This is a genomic window from Mycolicibacterium sediminis, from assembly GCF_010731735.1.
Taxonomy (GTDB): Bacteria; Actinomycetota; Actinomycetes; order Mycobacteriales; family Mycobacteriaceae; genus Mycobacterium; species Mycobacterium sediminis.
Window position 1 is genome coordinate 1116869 of the sequence record NZ_AP022588.1, and the last position, 24498, is coordinate 1141366.

Annotated in this window: 23 protein-coding genes; 13 read left to right on the forward strand and 10 right to left on the reverse strand. The window is 68.8% G+C overall.

What is annotated here, in order from left to right:
- Positions 1-9 precede the first annotated feature (9 nt).
- The gene (locus G6N64_RS05515) at positions 10-288 is read right to left on the reverse strand and encodes a hypothetical protein (RefSeq protein ID WP_163795974.1); all 279 of its coding nucleotides are present in this window, start codon (positions 286-288) and stop codon (positions 10-12) included.
- Positions 289-497: 209 nt separating this feature from the next.
- Between G6N64_RS05515 and G6N64_RS05520 the strand changes: the two genes are divergently transcribed.
- A complete protein-coding gene (locus G6N64_RS05520; RefSeq protein WP_163795975.1) occupies positions 498-1265 on the forward strand; it encodes a DUF1906 domain-containing protein in 768 nt (255 codons plus the stop codon).
- A 9-nt stretch (positions 1266-1274) separates the two neighbouring features.
- On the opposite strand, the gene G6N64_RS05525 is transcribed toward G6N64_RS05520, so the two are convergent.
- Positions 1275-2345, reverse strand: a complete 1071-nt coding sequence (locus G6N64_RS05525) for a coiled-coil domain-containing protein (protein WP_163801455.1) — start codon at positions 2343-2345, stop codon at positions 1275-1277.
- 208 nt (positions 2346-2553) lie between these two features.
- Positions 2554-3381 carry a class I SAM-dependent methyltransferase gene (locus G6N64_RS05530; RefSeq protein ID WP_163795976.1) on the reverse strand — a complete coding sequence of 276 codons (828 nt, stop codon included), beginning with the start codon at positions 3379-3381 and terminating at the stop codon, positions 2554-2556.
- Between the two features lie 128 nt (positions 3382-3509).
- On the opposite strand from G6N64_RS05530, the gene G6N64_RS05535 reads away from it, so the two are divergent.
- Together G6N64_RS05535 and G6N64_RS05540 are read left to right on the forward strand one after the other, a co-directional pair.
- Positions 3510-4820: an NAD(P)/FAD-dependent oxidoreductase gene (locus G6N64_RS05535; RefSeq protein WP_163795977.1), complete on the forward strand. Its 1311-nt coding sequence runs from the start codon at positions 3510-3512 to the stop codon at positions 4818-4820.
- Between the two features lie 53 nt (positions 4821-4873).
- Positions 4874-6106, forward strand: coding sequence for a BamB-related PQQ repeat family beta-propellar protein (locus tag G6N64_RS05540; RefSeq protein ID WP_163795978.1), 1233 nt, complete (start codon positions 4874-4876; stop codon positions 6104-6106).
- A 9-nt stretch (positions 6107-6115) separates the two neighbouring features.
- Here G6N64_RS05540 and G6N64_RS05545 read toward each other — a convergent pair whose 3' ends face one another.
- The 3 genes from G6N64_RS05545 to G6N64_RS05555 form a co-directional block, all read right to left on the reverse strand.
- Positions 6116-6397 carry a cupin domain-containing protein gene (locus tag G6N64_RS05545; RefSeq protein WP_163795979.1) on the reverse strand — a complete coding sequence of 94 codons (282 nt, stop codon included), beginning with the start codon at positions 6395-6397 and terminating at the stop codon, positions 6116-6118.
- On the reverse strand, positions 6394-7332 hold the full coding sequence (locus tag G6N64_RS05550; RefSeq protein ID WP_163801456.1) for a homocysteine S-methyltransferase family protein: 939 nt from the start codon (positions 7330-7332) through the stop codon (positions 6394-6396). Before G6N64_RS05550 ends, G6N64_RS05545 begins: the two co-directional genes overlap by 4 nt.
- Before the next feature lie 89 nt (positions 7333-7421).
- Complete coding sequence (locus G6N64_RS05555; RefSeq protein WP_163795980.1) at positions 7422-7766, reverse strand: hypothetical protein; 345 nt, start codon at positions 7764-7766, stop codon at positions 7422-7424.
- 197 nt (positions 7767-7963) lie between these two features.
- Between G6N64_RS05555 and G6N64_RS05560 the strand changes: the two genes are divergently transcribed.
- The 4 genes from G6N64_RS05560 to G6N64_RS30145 all read left to right on the forward strand — a co-directional run bounded on the left by G6N64_RS05560 (position 7964) and on the right by G6N64_RS30145 (position 12766).
- The gene (locus G6N64_RS05560; protein ID WP_163795981.1) at positions 7964-9838 is read left to right on the forward strand and encodes a serine/threonine-protein kinase PknD; all 1875 of its coding nucleotides are present in this window, start codon (positions 7964-7966) and stop codon (positions 9836-9838) included.
- A complete protein-coding gene (locus tag G6N64_RS05565) occupies positions 9835-10980 on the forward strand; it encodes a BTAD domain-containing putative transcriptional regulator (RefSeq protein WP_163795982.1) in 1146 nt (381 codons plus the stop codon). The genes G6N64_RS05560 and G6N64_RS05565 overlap by 4 nt, the downstream gene beginning before the upstream one ends.
- Before the next feature lie 101 nt (positions 10981-11081).
- Positions 11082-11429 carry a hypothetical protein gene (locus tag G6N64_RS05570; protein ID WP_163795983.1) on the forward strand — a complete coding sequence of 116 codons (348 nt, stop codon included), beginning with the start codon at positions 11082-11084 and terminating at the stop codon, positions 11427-11429.
- Positions 11430-11713: 284 nt separating this feature from the next.
- Entirely contained in the window at positions 11714-12766 is a 1053-nt protein-coding gene (locus tag G6N64_RS30145) for an ABC transporter substrate-binding protein (RefSeq protein ID WP_246230962.1), read from the forward strand.
- Positions 12767-12774: 8 nt separating this feature from the next.
- On the opposite strand, the gene G6N64_RS05580 is transcribed toward G6N64_RS30145, so the two are convergent.
- From G6N64_RS05580 to G6N64_RS05590, 3 genes are all read right to left on the reverse strand, one after another.
- A complete protein-coding gene (locus G6N64_RS05580; RefSeq protein ID WP_163795984.1) occupies positions 12775-14064 on the reverse strand; it encodes an SGNH/GDSL hydrolase family protein in 1290 nt (429 codons plus the stop codon).
- A gap of 32 nt (positions 14065-14096) precedes the next feature.
- Positions 14097-15584, reverse strand: coding sequence for an APC family permease (locus tag G6N64_RS05585; protein WP_163795985.1), 1488 nt, complete (start codon positions 15582-15584; stop codon positions 14097-14099).
- A 156-nt stretch (positions 15585-15740) separates the two neighbouring features.
- Positions 15741-16343 (reverse strand): hypothetical protein, encoded by a 603-nt coding sequence (locus G6N64_RS05590; RefSeq protein WP_163795986.1) that lies wholly within the window; start codon positions 16341-16343, stop codon positions 15741-15743.
- 239 nt (positions 16344-16582) lie between these two features.
- On the opposite strand from G6N64_RS05590, the gene G6N64_RS05595 reads away from it, so the two are divergent.
- From G6N64_RS05595 to G6N64_RS05620, 6 genes are all read left to right on the forward strand, one after another.
- Entirely contained in the window at positions 16583-17521 is a 939-nt protein-coding gene (locus G6N64_RS05595) for a DUF5996 family protein (RefSeq protein ID WP_163795987.1), read from the forward strand.
- Positions 17522-17581: 60 nt separating this feature from the next.
- Entirely contained in the window at positions 17582-18034 is a 453-nt protein-coding gene (locus G6N64_RS05600; RefSeq protein ID WP_246230963.1) for a DUF4174 domain-containing protein, read from the forward strand.
- On the forward strand, positions 18028-18708 hold the full coding sequence (locus tag G6N64_RS05605) for a CIA30 family protein (RefSeq protein ID WP_246230964.1): 681 nt from the start codon (positions 18028-18030) through the stop codon (positions 18706-18708). The genes G6N64_RS05600 and G6N64_RS05605 overlap by 7 nt, the downstream gene beginning before the upstream one ends.
- 127 nt (positions 18709-18835) lie before the next feature.
- Entirely contained in the window at positions 18836-20701 is a 1866-nt protein-coding gene (locus G6N64_RS05610) for an ABC transporter permease (protein WP_246230965.1), read from the forward strand.
- Positions 20702-20704: 3 nt separating this feature from the next.
- Entirely contained in the window at positions 20705-21811 is a 1107-nt protein-coding gene (locus G6N64_RS05615; RefSeq protein ID WP_163795989.1) for an ABC transporter ATP-binding protein, read from the forward strand.
- A 118-nt stretch (positions 21812-21929) separates the two neighbouring features.
- Positions 21930-23009: an ABC transporter substrate-binding protein gene (locus G6N64_RS05620; RefSeq protein ID WP_246230966.1), complete on the forward strand. Its 1080-nt coding sequence runs from the start codon at positions 21930-21932 to the stop codon at positions 23007-23009.
- Between the two features lie 196 nt (positions 23010-23205).
- Here the strand turns inward: G6N64_RS05620 and G6N64_RS05625 are convergent, their stop codons facing one another.
- The gene (locus G6N64_RS05625) at positions 23206-24492 is read right to left on the reverse strand and encodes a spinster family MFS transporter (protein WP_163795990.1); all 1287 of its coding nucleotides are present in this window, start codon (positions 24490-24492) and stop codon (positions 23206-23208) included.
- Positions 24493-24498 lie beyond the last annotated feature (6 nt).

A 24498-nucleotide genomic window follows, 5' to 3' on the forward strand; every position in this document is an offset into this window, starting at 1 on the left:
GGCGACGTCCTACGGAGTATTTGGCGAACCGGGGAACGTCATCGACAGGTCGCCGCCCGGCGTCACCGGGTTCGGAATGTTCGCCGGTCCCCACTCCTGCGATGCCGTCTCGTTGGACCATGCTCCGCCGGCACACATGGGATGGCGCCACCCGAAGGCGTCGCAGCCCGGGTCGCTGGGCTGTGCGCTCGCCGTGGCGATTCCGCCCAGTGCGGCGATTCCGACGAATCCCGCGACGGCAGCCGCGCGCCCCGCCGCCCTGCATCGTCCCGCTGGCAAACCGTGCACCGGATCTCCTTCGTCCCGCCCGACGTGGTCGTCTGCAACATAGCCGAGTCCCGACCGTGGCGGCAGCCCCGGCCATGCACCGAGCCACTACGCCGTCCCGCAGGCGAGGCCCCCGCCATCGCACCGCCGGGTCACGATGCGGCATCGGACCGGCGACTCGCCCGACGCAGATCGTTCGACCACATGCGTCACGTTGTTAACATCTCGCCGTGCCGATCTCCCGGCGTGACGCACTGCGCTACGCGACCGCCGCGTCCGCGCTCGCCGGACTCGGCGCGGCGACGGGTGCCTCGATGCCCACGGCCGCGGCCGCCGGATCCACGCTGATCGACTACGCCATGGTCCAGATCCCGGCCCAGGACATCCGCGCCGCCGGGCACGCCGGCGTCATCAACTACGTCTCGACCTCGCGACCCGGCTCGTCCTTCGGGGCGAAACCGATCACGCTGCCGTACGCGCGGACGCTGGCCGCGGCGGGCCTGGCGATCGTCAGCAACTTCCAGTACGGCAAACCGGGTGGGACGGCACCGTCGGACTTCACCCGCGGATTCGCCGGCGGCGTCGCCGACGCGCGCACCGCCTGGCAGTTGCACAGCGCGGCGGGCGGCGGCCAGAGCGCCCCCGTCTACTTCAGCGTCGACGACGACGTCGACCGCGAGACCTGGAACAGCGTGGTGCTGCCGTGGTTCCGCGGGATCAACTCGGTGATCGGCGAGCTGCGCACCGGCATCTACGGCGGCATCAAGGCCTGCCAGTGGGCCGCGGCCGACGGCGTGATCGGGAGGTCGAGTTCACCCGGCCGCGTGTGGGCCTGGCAGACCCGGTCGTGGTCCGGCGGTCAGATCTACCCCGCCGCGGTGCTCTACCAGCGCATCATCGACACCGCGTCGAACCCGGGCCCGGTGGTGGGCGGCATCCGGGTCGACGTCAACGACGTGCTGGCCCCGGACGTCGGTCAGTGGAGCCTGCACCCCTGACCCGACTCGTCACCGGCTCGGAGTCGTGGTGATGTGCACGTGGTCGAAGTGTCCGTAACCCGAGGCCTGCGGTCCGGCCGGCGTGTAATAGGTGCCCCGCCAGATCACGTCCTGCAGCCCGAAGCGACCCGCGTTGCTCAGCGCGAACGCCTTGATCTGATCGCCCAGCGCGATGCCCTCGGGACTCTCGGGGTTGGGGATCATGATGTCGATCGCGAGACCGCTCGGATGCCACGGCTTCGAGTCCGGACGGACGCCGTCGATCTCGGCGATCTGAGGGAACTGCGCACTGACCGCGCGGGCCGCCAGGACGGTGTTGGGCTGCAGTCCCGCCTCGGACGCGACGCCGACGGGCAGCGCCTCGGGGATGTCCGTCATGGCGGGCGGCGGCGCGACGTCGCCGGGAGGCAGCCCGGGTACCGCCGCGATCGGCGGGGGAACGGCCCTGTCGACGACCGCCTGCTGCTGCGGTGTCAGGGCCGCGTACTGGGCCTCCGCCGCAGTGATCTGCCGCAGCAGGTCGCGCCACTTCGCCTGGAGTTCCGTGCGCAGTCGAGCGGCCGACTCGGCGGCGGCGCCGGCGTCGGCGGCCGACTTCTGCGACGCCTGGGCTGCGGCGGCCGCGCTCTCGCGCGCCGAGCGGAATGACTTCAATTGATCGGCGGCCACGGCGGACATCGTCCGGTTCAGCGACAGTTGATCGATCAGCTGCTGCGGCGACGTCGCGGTCAGCACCGCGGCGAACTGGCCGTCGCGCCCGCTTGCGTAGTTCATCGCGGCCAGCCGGTCGACCGCGGCCTGATGCGGTGCCAGCGCGGAGTTCGCGGCCTCCAGAGTCGCGAGGTCGGCGCGGTGACGGTCGTCGGCGGCTTGCTGCTCGGCGAGTTTGGCGTCGGCGTCGCGCTGCGCTGCCGTGACGGCCTCTCGGCTCTGCACCGCCTGCTGGGACAGCTCGTCGAGCTTGGCCATCGCGTCTGCGGCCGGGTCCGCGTGGACGCCGCCGATCGAGATCGTGAATGCGAGGGCCACAGCCGCCGAACCGTACGCCGCGCGCCGGAGTGAACGGCGCACCCGGCTCATTCGGCTTGTCACGATCCTTCGTTTAGTGGACCGAGGCCGGCCCTGCTGTCGACGTCCCGGGCCAGGCTACGAACTGACACCGTCGATGTCCACCCCGCCGTCCTCGTGCTCGGGTCGAGCGGCACGGCGCGCCGAGCGCACGCTTGTCGACCACCCCTCTCGGGCGATGCGTTCATCAAGCGTGCGGTCGGCGACACCTCCGCCGCGGTCAGGGCTTGCGCGCCTGGATCGTGTAGGTCAGCGGGAGTCGCTCCGGGTCCCGAGCGAGCACGTACTCGCCGTCGAACTCGGAGCTCTCGATCATCGCCTCGCCCAGCGCAAGCCACGGCACTTCCCGATGCTCCTCGAGGGCGGTGACCGTCAGTCCGGCGTCGGTGAGCGCGGTGAAGACCTCGCCGAGGCCGTGACCGAACGACACGCCCTCCGGCGCGGACACCACTCCCTCGCCGCCGTACGTGCTCGTCTCGGTGAACCGAACTCCCGCCGTCTCGAAGTAGGGGTAGTGCACGACCAGCAGGTCGTCGGTTCGGGTGTCGCTGAGCGTGTCGAGCATCGGGTGCCCCTCGCGCATGAACAGCCGACCGCCGGGACGCAGCAGCCCGGCCACCACCGTGGCCCACCGTCGGACGTCGGGCAGCCAGCACAGTGCGCCGATGCCCGTGTAGACGAGGTCGCAGCATCCCGCGCCGAGGGCGTCGACCGCGTCGTAGGTGTCGGACTCGACGCAACGCACGTCCGCACCCGCGCGGGAGGCCAGGGACCGGGCGGCCGTGATCGCGGCGGGCGAGAAATCGAGCCCGGTCACCGATGTGGGCCCGAGCCGGGCGAGCGACACCGTATCCGTGCCCACGTGGCACTGCAGATGCACGACGTCCAGGCCCGCGACGTCACCGAGTCGCGGCAGGTCGTACCGCACCGCGCTCGAGAGATACCCGGGGTCGTCGAAACCGGCGAGGTCGTACCCGCCCGGACTCGTGTGCAGCGGGACCCGGGCCTCCCAGTTCGCGAGGTTCAGTGCGCGCCAGTCCTCGGCCATCCGACGATCCTCGCAGAACGCCGAGCCCTGATGCACCGCCGACGATCCTCACCGGACTCCGGACCCGGTTTGTCCCCCGCCGCAGCGGGCACTGAACCGCGGAGGCAACGACACCGAGGATGGTTCCCATGACGTCAGTCGTCATCGTAGGCAGCGGCTTCACCGGCTTTACGTGCGCGCGCCGACTCGAACGGATACTGCGCAGGCACGACGCCGACGTCGACGTGACGATCGTGTCGCCGGTCGACTACATGCTCTACACGCCGTTGCTCCCCGACGTCGCCGGCGGCGTCGTCGATCCCCGGTTCGTGACGATCCCGCTCGCGAACGGACTGCCGAACGTTCGGATGGTGCGGGGCAGGGTGGAGGCCGTCGACTTCGACGGGAAGTCGCTGCGCTACACGGACCCGGAGAACCGCTCGCGCGAGCTGTCGTGGGACCGCCTCGTACTGACGCCGGGTTCGGTGACGCGCCTCTTCGACATCCCTGGCCTCGCCGAGTACGGCCGCGGGTTGAAGTCCCCGGCGGAGGCGCTGTACCTGCGCGACCACCTACTGGAGCAGCTGGAACTGGCGAACATCGACGACGACGCCCAGCGCATCGAGGCCCGTCGAACCGTCGTGATCGTCGGCGCCTCGTACTCCGGCACCGAACTCGCCGCGCAGTTGCGTGCGCTCGCCGACCGGGCTGCGCACCAGATGGGATTCGATCCGGCATCGGTGCGGTTCCTGCTGCTCGACATGGCCGATCAGGTCATGCCCGAGGTGGGCGAGAAACTCGGCGCGAGCGCGATGCGGGTACTGCGGGAGCGCGGCATCGAGGTCCGCCTCGGCACCACCCTCCAGGAGGTGCACGACGACCACGTCGTGCTGAGCGACGGCTCCCGGGTCGACGCCCGCACCGTCGCATGGGTGGCCGGCGTGACCGGTGCCCCGCTCATCGCGGATCTCGGGCTCGACACCGAGCGGGGACGGCTGAAGGTCGACACCAGACTCACGGTGCCGGGCCATCCCCACGTGTTCGCCGCGGGGGACGCCGCTGCGGTGCCGGACCTCACCAAGCCGGGCACCATCACCCCGCCTACCGCGCAGCACGCGACGCGTCAGGCAAAGGTGTTGGCGCGCAACGTCGCAGCAAGCCTCGGCTATGGGTCGAGCAAGAAGTACAAGCACCACGACATGGGACTGGTGGTCGACCTCGGACCGCACTACGCGGTGGCCAACCCGCTCAACGTGCACCTGTCGGGGTGGCCCGCGAAGGTGGTCACGCGCGCCTACCACCTGTACGCGATCCCGCGGTCCGTGAACCGGTGGGCGGTGTCGCTGGCGTACCTCACCGAAGCGGTGTTCGATCGCCAGGTGGTCTCGATCGGGCTGTCCACCCGGGAGGACGCGAACTTCGCGACGAGCGAGGGCATTTCGATGCCGAAGGCGCGCTGACTCGAGACCGTGTGCCGTACGGGCCCCGGAAGGACGATGCGAGAATTCGCGTCATGTCACCCCGCGTTCTGACGAGGCGAAGCAAGATCGCACTGGCCATCGCGGTGACCGCCGCGGTCGTGATCGGCGTGGTCGTATTCACCTCCGGTTCCGACGAATCCGACGTCGACGCCACCACGTCCGAACCGACCGAGGTGCCCGCGGTTCCCGCCATTCTCGGTGACGAGCGGTTCGACCTGTTGGTCTCCGATCGTTCGGACGCGACGGCGCACGTCCTGGCCGGCGGACCCGGATTCGCCGTCGCGGTCGATGGCGGCCTCACGGCGTACGGCGCCGACGGCGTGGAGCGGTGGCACTACCGCCCCGCCGACACCGCGGTCACCGACGTGCACGCCTACGACGACGGGACGGTGCTCATCGCGGCACTGTCGGACAACCTCGTCGCCTTCGACGCGAACACGGGCATACAGCTGTGGACGTCGCAGAGCAAGGATGTGCGCGGCGCATTCGCCGGTTACCAGAACTCCCAGGAAGAAGACCCCGCGCCCGCGCTCGCACGGCAGCTCGCACAGTCGACGGGGACGGTGATGATGGCGTTCGATCCGCGGACCGGCGACGAGAAGTGGCGACAATCGCGGGGATGTTCCAGTACTGCCTACACACCCCGGCAACTGTTGTGTCTCAACGGGTTCGACGGTGGCGCGGGAGTGACGGTGGTCGACGCGGCCACTGGCTCAGCAGGTGTCGACATCGTGGCGACGGTCCCGGGTGCCAGTTACCCCAGCAGTCGCGTCGTCTCGAGCGGCGGTGGCGTCGCGTTGGCGTTCGGCATCCGCAGCAGTCAGAACAGGCAGAACTCAAGCCAGGTGATCTACCTCGACACCACGTCGCGCGCCATCGTGCCACTGGGCGATGCGTCGGTCACCGGCGGCGACCCACGGGGCGACCTCCTCGTCAGCACAAGGCTCGACCGCAGCAGCACGGTGGCACTGCACGACGTGGCAGGTACGCAGCGGTGCGCCTTCGCTCCGGACGTGGCGCCGAGCTACGACGGGTTCGGAGTGACCGCGTGGTTGACCGATCAGATCATCAGTGTCGTCAACCGCGGCAGCGTGGTCGACCCCGAGTCGTCTCTGGCGGTCTTGGACCGCGACTGCCGCTCGGTCGCGGCACCGCCCGTGTCGGACGCCACGGAGATCACCGACATCGTGCCGGTCCCCGGTGCCACGCTGATGGTCCGCGGCGGCGACGATGGTATTCACGTCGTCGGTTACTCACCCCGGTAGCCGCCACCGTCAGGTCTTGAGTTCCACCTCGACGAAGCTCGCGACGGAGGTACTCCGGACGTCGTGGTCGGTGCCGGCACTGCCGCGGTACGGCGACCCCACGCGCTGAGTCATCTCGCGCGTGGTTCCGTCGGCCTCGGTCACCGTGAACGTTCCACCGGTGACGGGGATGACGACGTAGTCGTACTCGTGCACGTGCTGGCCGGTGGCGGCGCCGGCCTCGTCGAAGGACCACGTGGTGACGCGGATGCCGGCGTCGTCGATGTGAATGTCAGCGCGTGCGGTGGTCATGTCTCGATCGTCCTCATCATGGCGGCGACGTGTCGCTCGTCGGTGCCGCAGCAGCCCCCGAGTATCGACAGGTGCGGCAGGTCGGCGAGGAGTTCTGCCTGAGCGGAGGCGAACGACTCCGGTGTGCCGTCGCCGCGCTCCACGGCCTCGTCCAAGTCGGCGTGGCCGGCGTCCGCCGCGTTCGCCCGGGTGCCCGCGATCCGGCGGGTCCAGGCACCGGGCTCTGCGCCGATCGCGGCGCGGATGTGTCTGGGGTGCGCGCAGTTGACCAGGAAGTGATCCGGCGCCGCGAGTTCGTCGACCTCACCGATGGCGTCGGCGAGGCTTCGGCCGCTGAGCAGGCGACCGTCGGAGTCGACCGTGAACGACACCGCGACGGCGAGGTGCTCGGCCCGCGCGGCACGCACGATGCCGACGGCTTCCTCGACGTGGGTGATCGTGTAAGCGGTCGCCAGGTCCGCGTGGCCGGCGGCGAACGCGGCGAGCTGGGGCCGGTGATAGTCGAAGGCGTCGTCCGACGTCGGCGCCTGCTCCGCGGAGTAGCCGTCATGGCGCGGGCCGACGGTCCCGCTGACGCGGATCCGGCCGATCGAGTCGGCATGCTCGCGGCGGAGGTCCGTCATGAACTCGATCGCCCTCGAATTCACCCGGGCCAGGTCGTCGACGGCGTAGCCGAGCAGCAGGCCCCAGTCCGGGTTGGCCCGCCAGGTGGGACTCTCCAGCATCAACGGACGTCCGGTCGCGGCAGCGATGGCGGCGTAGCCGGAGTAGTACTCGCGCAGCGTCGACCGGCCGGCAGCCGTCTCCACCAGCGGGAAGGCGGCGAAGTGGGGCAGGTCGACCCCGCGCCGCAGCATCAGGTCGGTCTCGATGCCGCCGTCGGTGACGAAGGCATCCGAGCCGATCAGCGGGTGACCGACGCCGCCGTGGTCCATGGCACGCACCCTCCGCATTCCTACCCCACGAGGCGTCTAGCAGGGGCTCGTGGTCACCGTACGCGCGTCATCCCGACCGCTGACCGCGATCAGTGGCCGTGGTTCTCGTTGGTGCCCTTGTGGCCCTGGCCGGCGTGGTCGCCGTGGGGGGCGGGGTTGATCGGGAACAGGACGTGCTGCTCGTCGGAGGCGCCGCCGGGTGCGGGGATCGCGGCGACGTTGGGGCCGCGGGTGGCGGCTTCGAGTTCGTCGGTGATCTGGCCGGCGTCTTCGACGGCCGGTCCGGCGGTGCCGGTCATCGGGGTGCCGTCGACGTGGGTGACGGTCACGGTGTCGGCGTGAGCCGGTGCGGCCAGGGCCACCACGGTGCCGCCGATGCCGGCGAGGCCGAAGGAGAGGATGGCCGCTGCGGTGGCGATTCGGGTGGCGATCATGTGAGTTCTCCTCGTCCGAGCCACTCGGTGTGGCTGCTTGAGGAGAAGAATGCGGCGGCGTCCTCAACGGAACCTCAACGCCGACCGGAGCAACGTCGGACCGGCAAGCGCCCGTCACTCCATTAGCCGTCGAATTGACGCGTCGGCTGGTTCAATGGACGCCTACGGGTCGGCCGTTCACGGGAGTTCGAAGCACCATGGATGACACGGTCGCAGACGGCGGAGAGCCCCCCAGGGGTTCGCCGAGCGACGGGGACTCCACCCGGGCCGCGGCCTCGGAGGGGGACGCCACCGAGGGCGCCGAGCCGGTCCGCACCTTCGGCCGCTACGAGCTGCTGTCACTGGTGGGCGCGGGCGGCATGGGCCAGGTCTGGCGCGCACGCGACAGGCAGACCAATCGGGTCGTCGCGCTCAAGGTGTTACCGGAGCACTCCGCCGAGGACGAGGAGCCGCGCGAACGCTTCCGACGCGAGTGTGAGGCGGTGGCGCAGCTGACCGAGCCGCACGTCATCCCGATCCACGACTTCGGCGACATGGATGGCCGGCTCTTCCTCAACATGCGACTGGTCGACGGCACCGACCTGCGCACGCTGATCAAACGGGAAGGCGCGCTCACGCACACGCGTGCGGTGGCGATCGTCACCCAGGTGGCCGGCGCGCTTCAGGCAGCCCACGACGTCGGGCTGGTGCACCGCGACGTCAAACCGTCCAACATCCTGGTGTCCGACAACGACTTCGCCTACCTCATCGACTTCGGAATCGCCCACGCGTCCGGGGACCACACGCTGACGAGGGCCGGCGAGACCATCGGCACCGCGGCGTACATGGCGCCGGAGGCCATCGGCGCCGCAGTGAAGACCCATGCGCGCGTCGACGTGTACGCGCTGGCGTGCGTTCTGCACGAGTGCCTGACGGGCAAGCCGCCGTTCTCGAGTGACATGGGCATCCAGGGCATGATCGCCCACCACCTGCACACCCCGCCGCCACGACCCAGTGTCATCGTGCCCGACGTACCCGCCTCTCTCGACGCCGTCGTCGCGAAGGGGATGGCCAAGGATCCCGACCAGCGCTACGCGACCGTTCGCGACCTCGCCACCGCGGCCCGTGCGGCGACGGGCGCTACCGAGGACCCGCCCGTCGTGCCGCCAGCGCCGCGGAAAGCGAGGTCGCGCAAGATCATTGCGATCGCGGCCGCAGCGGTGGTGGCGATCGTGGTGGCCGCGGTCGTCATCGTCACGAGGCCGTCATCCGAGGTCGCCACCCCATCGGAGGATGGCGGCGGCACGCTCGCCGTCCCGGTCGGTCAGGGCTATTCCTCGCAGACCGTGCTGCCGTTCACGGGGATTCCCGTCGCTGCCGGGGTCGCGGTCGACGATGCCGGGACGACGTATGTCACCGGCATCGGCACGGACCGGGTGATGCGACTCGAGGTCGGCGCCTCCGACGCCACCGAGCTGCCGTTCAGCGGGCTCAAGAACCCGCGTGACGTCGCGGTCGACGCGAAGGGCGACGTCTACGTCACCGACTCGAGCAACGACCGCGTGATGTGGCTTCCCGCGGGAGCGCGCGCAGCGATCCCGCTGCCCTTCAGCGGCTTGAACGACCCCCGCGGCATCATCTCCAGTCCGGGGGGCGACGTCTACGTCGTCGATCGTGGCAACGATCGGGTGCTGTTCCTGCCGGCGGGCTCGACGGCGGCGATCACGCTGCCGTTCATCGGCCTCGGCGATCCTCGAGGCGTGGCCGTGGACGGGGCGGGTGGCATCGTCGTCACCGACTGGGGCAACAACCGGGTGATGCGCTTGGCGGCCGGCGCTGCCGAGGCGACCGCGCTGCCGTTCACCGGTCTGAACGACCCCCACGGCGTGGCCATCGACACGAAGGGCAACGTCTACGTCACCGACCGCGGCAATGCGGGAGTCGTCGAACTCCGGCCGGGCGCGGCGGCGGCGATCCCCTTGCCCTTCACCGGCCTCAACGACCCGCAGGGTGTGGCGGTCGACGGGGCGGGCAACGTCTACGTGACCGATGCGGGGCCCAATCCCGTGGTGAAACTGACCGTCGACGAATGAGTCTCGACTTCGGGGTGCTGGGTCCGCTTCAGGTCAGCGTGGGTGGTCGACCGGTGCCGTTGGGCACCCCGAAGCAGCGCGCCGTGCTCGCGCTCCTCCTGATCAACCGCAACCGCCCGGTGCCGAGGGACGCGATCATCGACGCGATCTGGGCGGACACGGCGCAGGCCGACGCGACCCACAATCTGCACGTCTACGTCGCCAACCTGCGCAAGATCTTCGGCTCCGCCGGGGTCGACCCACGCACCGTCCTGGTCAGCGCACGGCCGGGCTACCGGCTGGACGTCCCCGAATCGTCATGTGACATCGGCCGATTCGCCACGGAGAAAGCGGCGGGCGCCCAGGCCGCAGCGGCAGGCCGGTTCGCGCAGGCCAGTGACCGACTCGCGAACGCGCTCGCACAGTGGCGCGGCTCCGTCCTCGACGACGTGCGCGAGTTCCGGTTCGCCGAGACGTTCGCCACCGCGCTCGTCGAGGACAGGGTGGGGGCTCAGGTCCTGCGTGCAGAGGCCGAGATAGCCTGCGGTCGAGGCGCTTCGGTGATCGGCGAACTCGAGGGCCTCGTCGGCGAGCACCCCTATCGCGAGCCGCTGTGGGCGCAGCTGATCACGGCCTACTACGTGGCGGAGCGACAGACCGACGCCCTCGACGCCTACCGCCGACTGAGATCGACGCTGTCCGACGAACTCGGCATCGACCCCGGCCCGACGCTTCAGGCCCTGCATCAGCAGATACTGCGGCAGGAGCCGTTGGACGTCCAGCGGGTCGCGCAGAACGACGCATCGGACGTCTTCACGATGCTCGAGTTCCACACGTCCACCGTCGACCCCGCCACGGCGCACCGGGCGCAGCTCCGTGACGCCGCGGGCCGCTGCTATCCGCTGGAGACGGTGGCCACGGGGATCGGTCGCCGCGACGACAACGCCATCGTGCTCGACGACCCCAGGGTGAGCCGGCACCACGCCACCGTGATCGACACCGGCGCCAGCTTCGTCATCAACGACCTCCGGTCGGTCAACGGAGTGCAGGTGGCGGGCGAGCGCATCCGCGGCAGCGCGACGCTCTCGGACGGCGACGTCATCACCATCGCCGGCTACCGGTTCACGTTCGAAGTCGCACCGGCCGAGCCACCCACCCCTTAGCCGGCCAGAGCCGTTCGTCGGCGTTGAGGTTCCGTTGAGGACGCCGCCGCATTCTTCTCCCCAAGCAGCCACACGGAGTGGCTCGGACGAGGAGAACAAAGATGATCACCACCCGAATCGCCACCGCGGCGGCCATCCTCTCCTTCGGCCTCGCCGGCATCGGCGGCACGGTGGTGGCCCTGGCCGCACCGGCCCACGCCGACACCGTGACCGTCACCCACGTCGACGGCACCCCGATGACCGGCACCGCCGGACCGGCCGTCGAGGACGCCGGCAGGATCACCGACGAACTCGAAGCCGCCACCCGCGGCCCCAACGTCGCCGCCGTCCCCACCCCCGGCAGCGCCACCACCACTCAGCACGTCCTCTTCCCCTACACCCCCGCCCCCCACAGCGAGCACAACGGCCAGGGCCACAAGGGCACCAACGAACAACACGTCAGCCACTGACCCCCGCTCCTCGGTGGCGTTCCCGCCGACATAGCGCTGGCGGTCGCTACGCGGGCCGGGTAGCAGCCATGGGCGCGCTTTCGCCGAGAGTGTCAGCCACACGCGCCGAGCCGGAAGCCACCGTCGCGATCGGCGGCCGAATCACAGCGCTACGCGGAAGTTCCGCGACAACGACATCGGCCGGGCAATGCGGCGATTTCGGTGTTTGACCTGCTCACGGCGCAGTACGGTCACCTCACCGAGCCAGCGGATCCGGCCCGATACCGACCAGGAATGAGGGCCCCATGCCCAGCAGGCGTCGACGAAGCGCAACGGTCCTCCTGTCGATCGGCACCGTCACCGCGGTCACCCTCGGCTCCGGCTCGGCGATGGCGGCCGAACTGAGCAACGGGGAGACGTTGCGCATCGCACTCGGTACGCAGCCGCAGGCGTCGCAGATCCCCCTGCTCTACGGCGTCAACCGCAACGGAGGCGACTTCGGGCTGGCGATCAACGTGCAGCAGAACGTCACGACGCAGGATTCGCACACCACCGCCGTGCAGTCGTTCCTCGGCGGCGACGCGCAGATCCTGGCGACGTCGTTCTCCGCGATCCTCGATGCGCGCGAGCAGGGCGAGGACGTCAAGATGTTCTGCCCGTACGTCAGCATGGACGACTTCGTCCTGGCCGGCGCCAACGGAGTGACGACGGCCGGTCAGCTGTTCGAGCCGTCGACCCGAGTCGGCATCGATAGTCCCGGTGGCGCCGGAGCCATCGTCCTCAACGCCCTGCTGAGCGGCATCGGCGAGCCTCGCGACGTCGACGAGATCCCGAATCCACGGATCATCGACAGTTCGAGCGCTCGAACGTCGGAGTGGGCCGCCGGCGGCCTGGACGCCACGGTCATCCACGACACGCAGTACGACGGTGCGCAGGCGTCGGTGAACCGGCCGGTGCAGATCGCGACGCTCTACGACAATGCGCCCGGATTCATCAAGGTGGCTCAGGCGGCCCGGGCGGACTGGCTCGTCGAGAACCGCGAACTCGCCGCCAGGTACTGCGCCACCACGTTGCGCGCGATGCGCGAACTGCGGGGCGACTTCGCCCTGTTCCAGTCCGCGGTGAACGAGTACGTCGCGGATCCGCCGTCGGAGGAGTCACTGCGGGAGCTGTTCGCGCTCATCCAGAGGTACCCGTTCTGGACCGATGACGGCGGCCTCACCGACGGCAGCGTGCAGTTCATGATCGACATCGCGACCGAGTCGGGCGTGCTCACCCAGCCGATGAACGCCGGAGACGTCGTCGACCGGGCCACGCTGACGCGCGCCGTCGAGCTGGCCAACCAACCGACGGGGTAGCACCCGGTTTAGGAGCAGGCGCGGTCGGCGATCAGCTCCAGCGGAACGGCGTCGGCCATCGCCTGGTAACCGGCGAGGTTGAAGTGCAGGTGGTCCGAACCGTCGTAGGCCGGGTTGATCCGCGACGGATCGGCGGGATCGCGGACCGCAGCATCGAAGTCGACCACCCCGTCCGCCGGGCTCTCCTCACGGATCCAGGCGTTGACGGCCTGGCGCACCTCCTCGCTGCCGGGAGGTGCTGAGGAATTACCGCCGGCCGGGGTGATCGTGCCGAGCAGCACCCGCAGTCCCCGAGAGTGCAGGCGGCCGATCACGTCGCGGTACCCACCGGTCAGCTCCTCGACGGTGGCGGTCGGGGTCATGAACAGGTCATTGATGCCTTCGATCCAGATCACCGTCGTGACGCCCGACTGGGTCAGCAGGTCGGCGTCGAGCCGCCGGATCACCGCGGCGCCCTGGACATCCGGCTGGCCACCGACGGCCGAGTCCTGCAGCACGCGGTTACCGGCGATGCCGAGGTTGAGTACCGACAGCGGACGGTCGGCGGCGGCCAGCCGGCGGGCGAGGTCGTCGGGCCAGCGCCCGTCGGCATCGATGCCCTCCACCGTCTCCGGCGCCCCCGCCGGCACCGCCTGGTAACCGTCGGTGATCGAGTCACCGAGCGCCACCACCGCGCCGTCGGACTGCGGGGCCAGCACCTCGACGCCGCTGACGAACGGACGGCTGGTGGTGCGCTGGGTGAACGCGTCGCCGTCGACGTCCCCGGTGTGGTCACCGGCGCCCTCGGGCGTGAGGTAGGACGTCTGCCGCGCGACGGCGTGCTCGGTCGGCTTCCCGATGTCACCGGCGACGTGCAGGCTCACGGCCAGCGGCTCGAAGGCCTGGACGACGACGTCGACGGGGTCGCTCACGACGTCCTGTCCGGGGGCCACGGTGACGCTGCGGTTGCCGCCGAAGGTCAGTGGCGCCAACGTGTCCGGCACCAGGGCAGGGCCGGCTGCGCGGCGCGCGACGGTGGCCTGCGTGAACGTGACCGGGACGGTGCCGAAGCGGTTGGACAGCCGGACTCGGGCCGTCGTACCGCCGAACGTCGGGGTGAGGATGGCCCGGATGGTCTCGTCCCGGACGACCGACTTCGGGTTCATCGACAGGTCGTAGCGATCCATGTCGTCCGTACCGCCGGAGGCATCCGACGGAGCGGCCGCCCACACACCGAGCCAGTCCTGCGCGGAGCAACTGGGCAGGGGCTCTGCCGTCGCTGCGCCAGGTGCCGCGAGCGGGACGACCAGGCTGGCCACGACTACCGAGACGGCAAGGCACCCAACTCGGTTCACGAGGTCGCCTTCGGTGCGGGCACGACGGCGTCGTCCATGGCCGGTTCCGTGTCGAGGGTTTCACGGTGGAAGAAGTACATGTACCCGAAGTAGACGCCGCCGGCGAGGATGAGGGCCACGACGATCAGGACCGGAATGGTGTTGCCTCCGGGCGTGACGAGCACGAACAGGACCAACGCCTCCCAGATCAGCGCGGCCACCGCGACCGGCATCTCGAAACGCCCGAGGCTGAAGCCACCTTCCTTGTGTTCCAGGCGTTTTCGCACCGCCAGGTAGAGGATGACGATGCCGGTGTAGATCAGCGCGGGCAGAATCGTGGATCCGACGATCAGCGGGATCAGTGCCTCACCGGGGAGCCCGACCATGAGGACGACGCCGACTGCGAGGATCAGCAGCGTGGCGGGGACTGGTGTTCGTGTCTTGGGATTGACCTTCTTCATCAGTTCGTGCGCCGGGAACCGCTTGTCACGGGCCATCGCGAACACCTGCCGTGCACACGCGGCGATGATCACCATGCCTGCACCGAACATCGCGAACGCGAGGGCTGCCAACAGGAACCGTTCGGCGACCACCCCGAACTGGCTGCGGATGATCTCGGCCACCGGCGATCCGCTGGACGTCACCCCGGGGATGTCCTTGATGGCGATGGTGAGGACGATCAGGAACAGGAACCCCAGCGCTCCGGCTGCGACCACCGAGGCCACGATCGCTCGGGGGACGCTCTTGAACGGATCCTTGGCTTCCTCGGCCAGGTTCGCCGCGGAGTCGAAGCCGACCAGTGTGGTCAGGCCGATGATCATGCCGGCCATCAGCCCGCCGCCGATGGCGAAGTAGTTCGGCGAGTCGGCCGTGACCCCACGCGAGGTGAGGTTGGACAGATCGCCGCTCCCGGTGAATGCCATCACGACCGCGAGGCCGAGCACCAACACCACGATGATCGCCAACTCGATGCCCACCGCACTGGACGTGATCATGCCCAGCAGCTTCGTCGAGGCGATGACCAGAATCGACTGGACGATCAGTATCACCACCGTGAGGATGCGCGCGGTGTCCTCGTTCTCCGCCATTCCCACCAGCGGCATGAACGCCTGGCTGGCCAGCGCGTTGTCCAGCGCGACCACCGCGATCGCCAGGTACCAGAACGTCAGCCAGCCGAACAGCCAACCGATCTTCGGGTTGGCCAACCGCGACGCCCACTGATAGGAGGACCCGCTGAGCGCGATGCGGGCCGCGAACTGTGCCACCACCAGGGCCACCAGGGCTTGCCCGACTGCGGCGAAGATCCACAGCCAGATGCCGACCGGCCCGGAGTTCCTGAGGACGTCGTCGTAGGTCGCGAAGATGCCGACTGCCACCGAGATGAACGCGAAGGAGACCGCGAAGATCTGGAAGCCGCCGAGGGTTCGCTTCAGTTCCGGCTCGGAGCCGCTGTTCGTACCTTCGTCGTCCGGAGCGGCCGAGTTAGCCACGTCCTCTGCCGTCATGGCCGTTCCGATCTTCAGTGGCTGGTGCTACGGGACAATAGAGGACGGTCGTGACCTTCGACGCAGAATTTTCAATTGCGTCAATCACTCAGCGCTGCGCTGCCACCGTGGTCGCACGGGGATCGCGACCCAGCCAGAGAGTCGCGTGCTGGACCGTCAACTCGCCAGGTCCCACAGCCACGCGCCGAGGGCGAAGCTCACCGAGATGCCCGACACGACGTAGATCGCATAGCGCGGAACGCGCTGCCACTTGGGCGACGCCACCCACAGCAGCACTCCACCGACGATCACCGCCACCAGCGACAGCGCCTTGAGGACCGACGCCCCGACGACGACCGTCAACACGACGACGCCGACCACCACGGCGGGCAGGAACACGAAGGGCACCTGATGGTTCGGGATGCCGAACCGCAGCACCTTCAGCGTCTCGGGGTCGGGTAGGTCGAGGTCGGGCCTGTGGTGCCGCAACCGATCGCCGATCGGCCCGGCCGTCCACTGCTCGTCGAACTCGTGCGGGAAGATGATCGTGCCGTCGCGGCCGATGATGGCCCACGCCTTGGCCGTCGAGTAGCGCAGCGACATCGCATACCGCTCGATTCGGTCGATGCCCTCCCAGGTGGTCTCCACCGTTCGCCCGCGCCGCGTCATGCGCAACCCACGACGATCGAGTGTCAGACGCTCCGCTCCCGCGCGACGCCGAATGCGCGTGCCGTCGAACCCGAACAGCTCGACCGGTTCCTCGACGTCGTCGTGCGTCATCGACCCGAGCCCCCTAGTAACGGCCGTCCATCACGGCCTCCGTATCACGCGGATCGATCCTAAGTCGTGCCGCGCGGACCGGCGTGCACCAAACGTGCGAGAGGCGGACGCCAGGCGCGCCGATTCCGCGTCAACCCCACCGGACGCGCGCCGCACCCCGGATAATTGCCCGTGCAGAGCGCGGCGGCGCGGACACACCGGGTCCGCCGATGCGGTGTCCCGACGACGAAGAGGTTCGAATGAGCGATGTCCACACGGGCAAGGGCTGGCCGGCGCTACGGGTCGACGACTGGGAACCGACGCGACGGTCACTGCACATGTGGAGTCAGATCGTGGGCAAGGTGCGACTGGCTCGTGCGCCGCTGCTGAACCACTGGTGGCAGGTAGCGCTCTACGTGTCACCACGCGGGTTGACGACGTCGGCGATGCCCGCGGGCACCGAGTCGTTCGACATGGAGTTCGACTTCGTCGACCACGTGCTCGCGGTCCGGGTGAGTGACGGCGGCCGCGCCACCATCGACCTGCGGGACGTCTCGGTGAGCCAGTTCCACGACGCCGTGTTCGACACGCTCGGCAGCCTTGGCATCGAGGCGCGTATCTCCAACGGGCCCAACGAGGTAGAGCCCGCCATCCCGTTCGCGCAGGACACCCACCGCGCCTACGATCCCGACGCGGCCAACGCCTTCTGGCGCCAGCTGGTGCAGGCCGATCGGGTCATCAACGCGTTCCGTGCCCACTTCGTCGGGAAGGTCAGCCCCGTGCACTTCTTCTGGGGATCGTTCGACCTTGCGTGCACGCGCTTCTCCGGTCGCACCGCGCCCCGGCATCCCGGGGGCGCGCCGAACTGCGGCGACTGGGTGATGGAGGAGGGGTACTCCCACGAGCTGAGCAGCTGCGGATTCTGGCCTGGCGGCGGGGACGAGGGCGCGTTCTACTCGTACGCCTATCCCGAACCGGCCGGCTTCGGTGACGTGGCGGGCCTTCCCGACGGTGCCGTGTACGACACCGGATTGCGCCAGTACCTGTTGCCGTACGAGGCGGCACGCCAAGCGGCGGACCCCGACCGTGCGGTGCTGGACTTCCTCGAGTTCACCTATGCCGCGGCCGCCGATCTCATGGATTGGGACCGGCAGGCTCTCGAGGACGACCCGCTCCGCTGGACGCACAAGGCCCGGTGACGTCCAACGGGCCGGGGGCATGAAGCGTCCGTCGGTAGAGTCGGGATCACCATGATGACGATGCGAAGCATTCGGCGGCTGGCGGTCGTGCTGGTTGCCGTGGCGATGATCCCGGCCTTCGGATCGGGTACCGCAGGCGCTGCCGAACTCGGCGACTATCGCTGGCAGAGCCGGCCACTGCTGCTGTTCGCGCCCACGGAGAGTGACCCCCGCCTCGTCGAGACGCTGAGCCGAATCGAGGCCACCCGGTGTGACTTCGACGGTCGCGACATGGTGCTCGGGGTCGTGACGGCGGGCACCGGCACGCTCGACGGTCAAACACTCGACGCCGACGAGTCTCAACGGCTCAGGAGTCGGTTCGCGATCGGCGAGGATGCCTTCGGCGGCGTGCTGATCGGGAAGGACGGCGGCGAGAAGTGGCGCGTCGACGAGGTTCCGGATCTTCGAAGGATCTATGCCGTGATCGATGGCATGCCCATGAGGAGCCGCGAGACGGGTGCCGGCGCGTGTTGATTCTCGGCGACGTCGACGCCATCGGAAGTCGCCGGCGCCTCGGGAACCATCGGCTACGGCGCGGTCTGCTCGCCGTGGTGATCTCGAGTACGGCGCTTCTGGCCGTGTCGTGCGGAAGCGCCGAGCGATCCGCACGGGCCGACGAGACGACGGCCGTGCCGGACGCGTCCGGAGTAGCCCTGGTCGATCTCGCCGACGCCGGATCGGTGGCCGCCTGGACGACGGTCAACGACCCCGTCATGGGAGGCAAGTCCACCGCGGCGATCGCCTTCGCCGATCCAGGTCTCGTCTTCTCCGGGAACGTCTCGCTCGAGAACAACGGCGGATTCGCCTCGGCCCGCAGCCCGGAGGACCCCGAGATCGGGCGCAAGGCAACGGGTGCGGCGTCGCTGCGCGTGCGCGCCGTCGGCGATGGCAAGACCTACCTGGTGAAGGCGGGCGTGGCCGGGCAGGCATGGTCGTACGTCCAGCGTTTCCAGACCGAGGCCGCCGTCCAACGGTCCTACGACTTACCCGTCGATGGCTTTCGGCCGGTCGGCATGCGACTCGATCCGGAACCCGACGCGCCGCAGACCATGGACCCGTCGACCATCGACCAGGTGTCGGTCTACGTTCTGGACGAGCAGGAGGGTCCGTTCGAGATCACCGTCGGCGCGATCGACGCCACGGGCTGAGGCACGAGCGAGGCCTGACCGCGACCCGCATCTGCGGTAATGCCTGACATGCCGGACCGGGCTGGGTACTGTCCCGGACATATCGAACGGTATGTCCGGTAAGCGGTAGCCAATCCGAGGACACCAGGTGCAGAGGTGGGCAGCGGCGCCGGACCATCCCATGGTCGACGACGACGCGCCCGCATCCGAAGGCGTTCCGACACCTCGCCGCATGACGCTCCGCTACCGGACCACGGTCGGCATGCGGCGTCCCACGACTGTCCTCGGACTGTTCGGGCTGGTGCTGTTCGGCTACCTGATCGTGGTGCCGATCGTGACGATGTTGGTTCAGGCTGCAACCGTCAGTCCGAAGGACACGGTCATCGTCCAGCAGCCCGCGGGCTCGCCGACGTCCTACTACCTCTGGCGGGTCTTCCTCTCACCGGTCGCCGCCGACCTGTTCTGGCGACCTCTGCTCCACACCGTGATCGTCAGCGTTTGCTCCGTCGTCTTGTCGCTCGTGGTCGGCGGGGTGCTCGCGTGGCTGTTGACCCGCACCGACATGGTCGGCCGCCGCTGGTTCACCACGGCCTTGATCGTCCCCTACATGCTGCCGACGTGGGCGTTCGCACTGGCCTGGAGCACGATCTTCAAGAACCGCACGGCAGGTGGTCAACCTGGCTGGCTCGAGTCCATCGGGATCACGCCGCCCGACTGGCTCGCGTACGGCGCCGTTCCGATCATCATCATCTTCACGCTGTACTTCTCGCCCCTCGTGATCCTGCTGCTCGGCAACGCGTTGTCCCGCTTCGACTCTCAATTGGAGGACTCGGCACGACTACTCGGCGCCGGGCACTGGACCGTCGTCCGCACCATCCTGTTGCCGCTGATGCGGCCGGCGATCATCTCGGCCGGCACCTTGATCCTGGCGAAGGTCCTCGGCGAGTTCGGGGTGACCTACATCCTCGGACTGCCCGCCGACTTCAACGTATTGGCGACCTCGCTGTACCGGAACATCACGACCCGGGAGAGCGGCACCGCGGCGGTCATCGCCGGCGCCATCATCGCGATCGGGCTGCTGTCCCTCTGGGTGGACGTGCACTTTCTCAGGGAGGCGCGGCGTTTCGTCACCATCGGGGGCAAGGGATCGATGGACCGAACACGACTGCTCGGCCGGCTGCGGCTCCCGGCGACCGCGCTCTGCGGGTTCGCCTTCCTGCTCAGTGTCGTCGTGCCCATGGGAGTACTGCTGCTCTCGACTCTCGTCCGGCGACCTGCCGACTTCTCGCCGGACAACTTCACCCTGTCCTACTGGGTCGGCCACGACCTTGACACTCCTGGGTTCACCGATGGAATCCTGGTGAGCAGCGGCGTGTGGTCGGCGGCATGGAACACGCTCTGGATCGTCGGCGTCGCTGCGGTGCTCGCGGGAATTCTCGGCCAACTCGTCGGCTACGTCGTAGTCCGATCCCCCAATCGCCTGCTCGCAACGGGGTTGCGTCAGATCACGTTCCTCCCGTACCTCGTACCGGGCATCGCCTTCGCGGTGGCCTACCTCGCATTGTTCGCCGTGCCGCGCGGACCCGTTCCGGCGCTCTACGGAACGGCCGCCATCTTGGTGCTCATCTACATGGCCGAGCAGATGCCGTTCACGTCTCGCGCCGGGATCTCGTCGATGATGCAGCTCGGCCCCGACCCCGAAGAGGCGGCGCAGGTCGCGGGTGCCGGTTGGTGGCGCCGCATGGTGGAGATCGTCCTGCCCATCCAGAGGCGTTCGCTCACAACCGGTGTCCTCCTGTCGTTCATCGCCGGCGTCCGTAGCCTGAGCCTCGTCGTGATCCTGGCCGTACCGGGCATGGACGTCCTGACGACCTTTGCGATAAAGCTCGTCGAGTACGGGCACACCCAAGCGGCCAACGGCGTCGTCCTCATCATCTCGGCCATTGCATTCGCCGGCACCTACGCCATCCAGAAGACCACGAAGACCGACCTCGGTCGGGGATTGGGTGGATGACCGATGCCCACGATAACACTCGGCCGCGTCACCAAGCGCTATCCAGCAGCGACTACCAGCGCGGTCGACGATCTCGACCTGACGATCGACGACGGCGAGTTCATGTGCGTGCTCGGCCCCTCCGGCTGCGGCAAGACCACGACGCTGCGGATGATCGCCGGTCTCGAACAGTCGACCAGCGGTTCGATCTCCGTCGACGACCGTGTAGTGGACTCGGTCGATCAGGGCGTGTTCGTGCCACCGGAGCGCCGCGACATGGGCTTGGTCTTTCAGAGCTATGCGCTGTGGCCGCACATGACGACTCGTCGGAACATCGAGTACGGTCTGCGCCTCCGCCGGGTCGCGCGAGCCGAACGTGGGCGGCGCGCCGACGAGGTGATGGCGGTGATGGACATCGACCGCTACGCAGACCGCTACCCCTCCCAACTGTCGGGCGGTCAACAGCAGCGGGTGGCATTGGCGCGGATGCTGGCCGTCAATCCCGGCGTCATGCTCCTCGACGAGCCGCTCTCGAACCTCGACGCCCGGCTGCGGCTCGAGATGCGGGCAGAACTCAAGCGGATCCACCACGACTTCTCCTCCACCATCGTCTTCGTGACCCACGATCAGTGGGAGGCAATGACACTGGCCACGCGGATCGCGGTGATGTTCGAGGGCCGACTCCAGCAAATCGGGTCTCCGACCGACATCTACGACCGCCCCCGCAATCGCTTCGTCGCCGAGTTCCTCGGCAACCCTCCCATCAACGTCATCGGGCTGGGCGATGCCGCGCCCGCACCCCACGTGGCAGCGGCGTCCGCGTTCGCCCACGCGAGGACACGGGGCACCCAAATCGTCTCGGGCTCCGTGGGATTCCGCCCGGAGTCGATGCGGATCGACGGTCGCGGTGAACCCAGTGCCGGCGACGGACTGATGATCGACGGCACCGTCTTCGCCATCCTCGCGACCGGCGGCAGCTGGACCATCGAAGTCGTCGCCGACGACCGCCACCTCTTCGCGACGACGTCCGTGACACCGACGTGTCGGCCGGGCGACGAGATCACGATGCGGGTCGCTCCCGAGGACGTCCACGTGTTCGACACGGCAGGCGACCGTGTCGTCGTCGGGTGAGGCCAGAGCCGCACCGGTCGACGCAAACCGTCCCCCTCGTCGGTCGACCCATGCGCGCGGAATCCTCGTCGCACTTGGCCCGATCCATCCGTCGAAGCCCATCAACGAAGGAGAAGTCATGCACGACAACGGTTCAGGCGTCCGACGCCTCGCATGCGTCGGGGCGGTTCTCGCGCTCCTGATGACGGCGTGCGCACCGCCCGACCCCACCGCCACCGATGCCACGCCGCCCCCGCTGGTGCAGAAGTCGACCCAGTCCGACGAGGATCCGGCGGGCTTCGATCTCGACGCGCTGATCGCCGCTGCCCGCACCGAGCCCGGCATCACGGTCTACGACCAGACCAGCAAGGTCGTCGACACCGCCGAGGCCTTCGCCGCGAAGTACGGGCTCGAGGCCACCGGAGTGAAGGTCGAACTCGGGGCCATCGACAAGGTGCTGAAGGAGAACCAGTCCGGCAACGTCATCGGTGACGTCGTCATCAACGAGGACCTTCCCACCTACGCCGTCGAGTTACTGGATCAGGGCGTCCTGGTCAACTGGGTGCCCGGGGACGTGAAGGGCTCCATCAAGCCCGAGGACCAATACCCGCTGATCGTGCACTACGGCCCGATGGGCTGGGCCTACAACGACCAGACCTACTCGAGCTGCCCGGTGTCCAACATCTGGCAGCTCACCGACGCCGAGTTCAGGGGACGCGTCGCCATCGCCGACCCCTTGAGCAATGCCAAGTACCCGTACTGGTTCAACACGATGGCCCTCAACGACGACGCCGCACTTCGGAGCGCCTATGAGGAGCAATTCGGATCGGAACTCACCACGGACCAACCCGACGCCGCCCACGAGTGGGTGAAGCGCTTCGCGCAGAACGGTCCCAAGCTGACCCGCAACGACGAGGAGGTCTCCGAAGCCGTCGGCGCACCCGGCCAGAAGGAACCGAGCTTCGGCCCCATCTCCATGGCGAAGTTCCGCAACATCGCCAAGGAGGGCTATCACCTGGCGCTCTGCGACGGCATGAAACCGTGGGCGCTGCAGTCATTCCCGTCGGCGATTGCGTACGCGGCCAAGACGGACAGCCCCAACGCCGCGAAGCTCTACATCCACTACATGTTGACCGAGGAGGGCTTCGCCATACAGCGCGCTGACGGCAAGCCGCCGCCAACTCGCAGATCCCCGCACCGGACGATCCCTCGCGCGTGAAGGACTTCCTGGACCAGATGGCGCCGTTCCCCAGCGCCGACCTCGTCAGTGACTATCGGACCAAGTCCGCCTGGGACGACTTCTGGCGGGAGTCGCACAGCTGACGGCGGGGCGATGAGCTACCCACGATGCGGCACGCTGCCTTTCACCAGTAGTCGGGGCAGGTGAGGTAGGGCGCTGCCCTTCCTCTCGATGCTCAGCGCTCCTCGACGATGTCACGCCGATAGCGCTGCGCGGCAAGCGCATAGCAGCCGATCGCTACCAGCTGCATGGTCGGCACCAGGATCAGCAGTGCGCGGCCCAGAGCCTGCGGGCCCAGCTCCTCGGTCAGTGAGTCGCTGATCACGCCGGTCAGGAACGGTCCCACCGAGCCGAGCGTCGCGTTGAAGAACAGGAAGATGGCCGACGCCGTCGCGCGCTGCTCGGGGAGCACCAGGCGCTGGATCGCCGCGATGGACGGTGCCAGGTAGGCGGTGCCGATGACGTAGGCCAGCGCCAACAGCCATACGCACATCGAGCGGTTCTCGACGACGAAGGCCAGCGCGGACGCCGGCAGCAGCGCGGCGATCAGGATGACCACGATCCACAGCAACCAGCGCGGGTCGCGGGTGGCCAACCGGTCGGCGATTCGTCCGACGACGAGGAGCCCGAGGACTCCGAGCAGACCGGTCGCCAGGCCGTACTCGATGCCGACCTCGCCGAGCGACATACCTCGGGTGCGCATGAGGAACGCGGGCGCGAAGGTGGTCAGCGAGTAGCCGGCCGCCGACACCAACGCGGTGCCGGCCACCATTGCGAGGAAGCTGGGCTTGCGCAACAGATCCCACCAGTTCAGTGCGGCGGAGCGTTCCCGTGGCGGCGGGGTGGGCAGGCTCTGGCGCCTACCCAGCACCCACAGCACTAGGGGCGCCAGCAGCACGCTGATTGCGCCCATCACGACGAAAGCCGCTCGCCATCCCATGCTCTCGGCGAGCAGACCGCCTCCGAGCAGGCTGGCCGCACTGGCCAGCGGGATGGACATGGTGATGACCGCCAGCGGCGCCGAGCGCTTCTCGGGGACGAAGTTACGCGCCACGTAGGCGTGCGCGGCCGGCGTGCTGCCCGCCTCGCCGACGGCGACCCCCACGCGTGTCAGTGCGAGCTGCAGGCCCGATTGCACCGCGCCGCCGAGCATGGTCATCGAACCCCAGAGCGTCAGGCTGCCGGCGATGACGGCGCCGAAGATGCCGCGGTCGGCGACGCGCGCGATCACGATGCCCAGCACGGCGTACACGATGAGGAACCCGAAGCCGTTGATGACGCCGATTGCCGTGTCGGACAGCGCCAGTTCCTGCTTGATCGGCTCGGCCAGGACACCCGGGAGGAAGCGGTCGACGTAGTTGAGGGTGCCGACGAGGGCGAGTACGGCGACGGCGGCCCATGCGCGTGTCGGCCCGTGTGTGTCCAGCGGTTCGAGCGCAGCGGCGTCCCGCGGTGTCGACATCGTTCT

Excerpts from the sequence above, each read along its gene's own strand:
- G6N64_RS05525 (WP_163801455.1), bottom strand. The coding sequence starts at position 2,345 with ATGAGCCGGGTGCGCCGTTCACTCCGGCGCGCGGCGTACGGTTCGGCG.
- G6N64_RS05530 (WP_163795976.1), bottom strand. The coding sequence starts at position 3,381 with ATGGCCGAGGACTGGCGCGCACTGAACCTCGCGAACTGGGAGGCCCGG.
- G6N64_RS05535 (WP_163795977.1), top strand. The coding sequence starts at position 3,510 with ATGACGTCAGTCGTCATCGTAGGCAGCGGCTTCACCGGCTTTACGTGC.
- G6N64_RS05540 (WP_163795978.1), top strand. The coding sequence starts at position 4,874 with ATGTCACCCCGCGTTCTGACGAGGCGAAGCAAGATCGCACTGGCCATC.
- G6N64_RS05545 (WP_163795979.1), bottom strand. The coding sequence starts at position 6,397 with ATGACCACCGCACGCGCTGACATTCACATCGACGACGCCGGCATCCGC.
- G6N64_RS05550 (WP_163801456.1), bottom strand. The coding sequence starts at position 7,332 with ATGGACCACGGCGGCGTCGGTCACCCGCTGATCGGCTCGGATGCCTTC.
- G6N64_RS05555 (WP_163795980.1), bottom strand. The coding sequence starts at position 7,766 with ATGATCGCCACCCGAATCGCCACCGCAGCGGCCATCCTCTCCTTCGGC.
- G6N64_RS05560 (WP_163795981.1), top strand. The coding sequence starts at position 7,964 with ATGGATGACACGGTCGCAGACGGCGGAGAGCCCCCCAGGGGTTCGCCG.
- G6N64_RS05565 (WP_163795982.1), top strand. The coding sequence starts at position 9,835 with ATGAGTCTCGACTTCGGGGTGCTGGGTCCGCTTCAGGTCAGCGTGGGT.
- G6N64_RS05570 (WP_163795983.1), top strand. The coding sequence starts at position 11,082 with ATGATCACCACCCGAATCGCCACCGCGGCGGCCATCCTCTCCTTCGGC.
- G6N64_RS30145 (WP_246230962.1), top strand. The coding sequence starts at position 11,714 with ATGCCCAGCAGGCGTCGACGAAGCGCAACGGTCCTCCTGTCGATCGGC.
- G6N64_RS05585 (WP_163795985.1), bottom strand. The coding sequence starts at position 15,584 with ATGACGGCAGAGGACGTGGCTAACTCGGCCGCTCCGGACGACGAAGGT.
- G6N64_RS05590 (WP_163795986.1), bottom strand. The coding sequence starts at position 16,343 with ATGACGCACGACGACGTCGAGGAACCGGTCGAGCTGTTCGGGTTCGAC.
- G6N64_RS05595 (WP_163795987.1), top strand. The coding sequence starts at position 16,583 with ATGAGCGATGTCCACACGGGCAAGGGCTGGCCGGCGCTACGGGTCGAC.
- G6N64_RS05600 (WP_246230963.1), top strand. The coding sequence starts at position 17,582 with ATGCGAAGCATTCGGCGGCTGGCGGTCGTGCTGGTTGCCGTGGCGATG.
- G6N64_RS05615 (WP_163795989.1), top strand. The coding sequence starts at position 20,705 with ATGCCCACGATAACACTCGGCCGCGTCACCAAGCGCTATCCAGCAGCG.
- G6N64_RS05620 (WP_246230966.1), top strand. The coding sequence starts at position 21,930 with ATGCACGACAACGGTTCAGGCGTCCGACGCCTCGCATGCGTCGGGGCG.
- G6N64_RS05625 (WP_163795990.1), bottom strand. The coding sequence starts at position 24,492 with ATGTCGACACCGCGGGACGCCGCTGCGCTCGAACCGCTGGACACACAC.